Annotated in this window: 3 protein-coding genes; 2 read left to right on the forward strand and 1 reads right to left on the reverse strand. The window is 67.2% G+C overall.

What is annotated here, in order from left to right:
• Positions 1-35 precede the first annotated feature (35 nt).
• Complete coding sequence (locus tag ACWDGI_RS36335; RefSeq protein WP_450766540.1) at positions 36-764, reverse strand: hypothetical protein; 729 nt, start codon at positions 762-764, stop codon at positions 36-38.
• 203 nt (positions 765-967) lie between these two features.
• Between ACWDGI_RS36335 and ACWDGI_RS36340 the strand changes: the two genes are divergently transcribed.
• Complete coding sequence (locus ACWDGI_RS36340) at positions 968-3,832, forward strand: WXG100 family type VII secretion target (protein WP_450766542.1); 2,865 nt, start codon at positions 968-970, stop codon at positions 3,830-3,832.
• A 14-nt stretch (positions 3,833-3,846) separates the two neighbouring features.
• Complete coding sequence (locus ACWDGI_RS36345; protein ID WP_450766544.1) at positions 3,847-4,317, forward strand: WXG100 family type VII secretion target; 471 nt, start codon at positions 3,847-3,849, stop codon at positions 4,315-4,317.
• Positions 4,318-4,331 lie beyond the last annotated feature (14 nt).

Below are 4,331 nucleotides of genomic sequence, written 5' to 3' on the forward strand. Positions count from 1 at the left end.
GTCGGCCGGGCGCCCTTCCGTGTGCGCCGTTCGCGCTAGATCGCCGAGGGCGACTCCGTGTCACTCACCAGCACCGCCGGCTCGGCGGTCGGGACCTGATCCGTCATGGACGACTTCGCGTCCGTCGCCGCGTAGGTCTGGCCGGCGTTGTTCAGCAACGCGGTGAAGCTGCCCATCAGTTCGATGCCGCCGGCACCGTCCTGCATGACCTTCGTCAGCTGCGGGTTGATCGCCTCGGCGAACTGCGCGCCGCTTTCGGCGAGTTCGTCGGGTACCCAGGTCGTCATCCGGCCGCCGTACAGAAGGTGACCATTCTCCTGGCCGAACAGATTGGGGTCGTCGATGGCGGCCCGCACCTTGGTCCGCAGCGCTTCGTACGCGCTCGTCACGTTCGAGACGGCATCGAGGAAAGTCTGCTCCGCGCCCCGCAGCGCGCCCAGGTCGATCGAGAAGGCGTTGGTGTCCGGCGGCGGGGCGGGACTGTCGCCCGACCCGCCTCCCGGCTCGGTGGGCACCAGGTCGGGGGACGTGGTGTAGGCCATGCTCAGCTTCGGCATGGTCACCATCTCGTCCGGCGGCTCGTCGTCGCCCGAGTCGTCGGTCGGATTGTTCGTCGCCGTGACCCCGTAGATCTCGGAGTAGGTTTCGGCCGCGTCCTCCTGGTCGCCGTGATCGCTCGCGTCCGGGTCCACGTTCGGTACCCAGGGGTCGCTCTGGTATTCCGATGCGTGCGGGCTTACGTCGTCGCTGTCGCTGTCGCCCATGGGACACCCCGCTTTCTTCGGTCATCGGCCTATGGGACGGCCTGTCCATGGTGCCGGGATATCGAGCACCGCTCGACGTCCCCGTTCCAGGACGTCCCCCAGGTCAGGAACAAGGATCTACGCAATCTCCCGCCATTCCACGAGCCTTAGCGTGCGGACACATATGGAGTCGCCGGCGGGGCGGGGAAAGGAGACGGGGCGAGATGACCGACGCGCACACCGACGGCGAGGCGTTGATCTCCCTGGACCGGGGGCTGTTCGGACCCGCGACCGCGTCGGCGGACCAGGAGAGCCAGTCGCCTGACGCGTCCAATGCGCCGGATGATTCCGGGAGTTCCACTCTGGCGGAACCGGTGGCCGACGGTCACGGTTCTTTTCCCGACGCGCCCGGTCAATCGCCCGACGGCAGCCAACTGGTCGACCTGGACGAGTCGTTCTTCACCCAGGCGACCGGCGAGGCGGATGCGACAGACCACCCCGGTCATCACAACCATGGAGTTCACGAAGGCCACCGGCCACCGGAACACACGGACGCGGGCAACACACTTTGGGTCCGCGACAACACCCGCCCCGATCACGGCACTTCGGGGACCGAGCCGACGTCCACCTCGCACGAGGGCGAGACCCGTTCGGCCGAGTCCACGTCACCACAACCGGGTGCTACGACGACCACCACGGGCACCGGCGACACAACTCCCGGCCAGACCGCGCCGGACGACCAGTCCTCCCTCACCGAACGCACCGTCGACGGCGAGCATCTGCTGGGCTCCGACACCCAGAACGGCGGCTGGATCTCCCAGGACGGGACGGTCTACGTGTCCGGTGACGGCACGGTCGAGCATGGCTTGACGGCACCGGACGGCGCGTTCCTGGCAGATGGCGAAGCGCAGCAGATCGACGGTCAGACCGTTTACGGCACGCGTCTGGATGACGGCTCGTTCCGGTCGGAGGACGGGACGACGATGGTCACGGCCGGGGGTGTGGTCGAGCACGGGCAGACCACTTCGGACGGCCAGTTCGTCACGGAACGGATGGTTGAGGGCCAGGATCTGTGGGGTTCTGACACTCAGGACGGCGGCTGGATCTCCCAGGACGGCACGGTCTACGTGTCCGGTGATGGTGCGGTGGAGCACGGTCTGACGGCGCCGGACGGCGCTTTTCTCGCTCACGGCGAGGTACGCGCCATCGATGGTGCGGAGGTATATGGCACGCGTTTGGACGACGGCTCGTTCCTGTCGGAGGACGGGACGACGATGGTCACGGCCGGCGGCGTTGTGGAGCATGGGCAGACCACGTCGGACGGGCAGTTCCTGACCGAGCGGACCGTCGACGGTCGGACGCTGTGGGGTGCGGACACTCAGGACGGTGGGTGGGTCTCGCAGGACGGGACGGTCTACGTCTCGAGTGAGGGTGAGATCGAGCATGGGCTGACGGCGCCGGACGGTTCGTTTCTGGCGAATGGCGAAGTGCAGCAGATCGATGGTCGGACCGTTTATGGGACACAGCTGGACGATGGGTCGTTCTTGTCGGAGGACGGGACGACGATGGTCACCGCCGGTGGTGCCGTCGAACACGGTGAGATCTCGTCGGACGGGCAGTTCCTGACCGAGCGGACCGTCGACGGTCAGACTCTGCTGGGCTCGGACACCCAGGACGGCGGGTGGATCTCCGAGGACGGGACCGTCTACGTCTCGGCGGACGGCGAGGTGGAGCACGGGCAGACCTCGTCGGACGGATCGTTCGTGGCGGACGGCGAGGCGTCCGGCGCGGACGGCACGACAACGGTCACGGACGACGGCACCACGTCAGTCGCGGACGACGGGACGACCACGGTCACGGACGACGGCACCAGGTCAGTCGCGGACGACGGGACGACCACGGTCTCGGGCGACGGCACCAGGTCAGTCGCGGACGACGGGACGACCACGGTCTCGGGCGACGGCACCACGGCGGTCTCGGACGACGGCACGACCACCCTCGCGGATGACGGTTCCGCCGATGGTGGGACGGTCACTTCGGACTCGGCCGAGGAGACCGGCTCGGACGAGTCCGAGGAGGCGACGTCGCAGGACACCTCCTCGCTCACCGCGCGGACCGTCGGCGGGCAGACGCTACTGGGGAGCGCCACCCAGGACGGCGGCTGGATCTCGCAGGACGGCACCGTCTACGTCTCGGCGGACGGCGAGGTCGAGCACGGGCTGACCTCGGCGGACGGATCGTTCCTGCCGAACGGCGAGGTGCGGACCGTCAACGGTCAGCAGGTGTACGGAAGCGTGCTGAGCGACGGCACGTGGGTGTCGGAGGACGGGACCGTCGAGGTCCAGCCCGACGGCACGGTGCTGAACGGACAGACCACGGCGGACGGACAGTTCCTCGTGTCCCGGACCGTCGACGGCCAAACACTGCTGGGGAGCGCCACCCAGGACGGCGGCTGGATCTCGCAGGACGGGACCGTCTACGTCTCGGCGGACGGCGAGGTCGAACACGGCATCAGCACGCCGGACGGCAGTTTCCTGAAGGACGGGGTGACCAAGACCCTGCCCGACGGCACGGTTCTCTACGGCTACATGTCGGGCGGCGACTTCTACTCCTCCGACGGGACCACCGTCGTTCTGGCGGACGGCACCGTGCTCACCGGCACCCTCGACACCCAGACCGGCATCTTCACCGCGTCCGACGGCTCCACCTACCTCGTCACCGACAACGGAATCGACGGCGCCACCCTGCAGAGCGACGGCTCCTACGTGCTCGCCGACGGCACGACGGTGATGACCCCCGGGGCCTGGACCGTCGACATCGGTCAGTTGGGCGAGTCCATCACCCTGGTCCGGAACCGGGCCGATGTGATCGAGGACAACATCAACACCATCCAGGATCAGTACCGCGTCGTCGAAGACGCCTGGAAGGGCCCCGCCGGCAATTCGTTCAGCGATATCTCCACCCAGGTCAACAAAGTCATGAGAGACCTCCAGGATCTCCTCACCGACATGATCGAGCGCATGATGACGAGCAAGGAGAACTACATCTCCGCCGAGAACGCCAATGTCGCCAATTCGCAGGGATCCTGAGGAGGTATCAGCCAATGTCGCACATTCCCCACGACTACAACGCCGTCACGCTCTCGGTGGATCCGAACAGTCTCACCGCCGCCTGCGACCAGGTGACCTCGGCCGGCCAGAACATCAGTGACGCGCTCGCCGACATCATGAACTCCTTGAGCGAACTGCGGCTTTCCTGGACCGGGGACGCGGCGGACGTCGCCGACGATTTCAATACCCGGTGGACGACGGTGACGGAACAGCTCTACGGCACGCAGGCGGAGCCCTCCAAGGGCGTCCTCAATACCCTCACCACGGGCATCGCCAAGGCCGCACAGAACTACGCCAACTGCGAAGGTGCCATCAAGGCGATGTTCGAGCAGTTCCACACCGGGATAGTGCAGGCCGGCAGTGGATCGGCCTCCTCCGGTTCGCCGACCGACACGGTGGACCAGCCGAGCGGCGCGCCGGACGAGAACTACCACACCACCGCGGTCAACGAAACCGGATTCTGAGGTAGCCCCCGATC

It is taken from the genome of Streptomyces sp. NPDC001220, assembly GCF_053597895.1.

Excerpts from the sequence above, each read along its gene's own strand:
- ACWDGI_RS36335 (WP_450766540.1), bottom strand. The coding sequence starts at position 764 with ATGGGCGACAGCGACAGCGACGACGTAAGCCCGCACGCATCGGAATAC.
- ACWDGI_RS36340 (WP_450766542.1), top strand. The coding sequence starts at position 968 with ATGACCGACGCGCACACCGACGGCGAGGCGTTGATCTCCCTGGACCGG.
- ACWDGI_RS36345 (WP_450766544.1), top strand. The coding sequence starts at position 3,847 with ATGTCGCACATTCCCCACGACTACAACGCCGTCACGCTCTCGGTGGAT.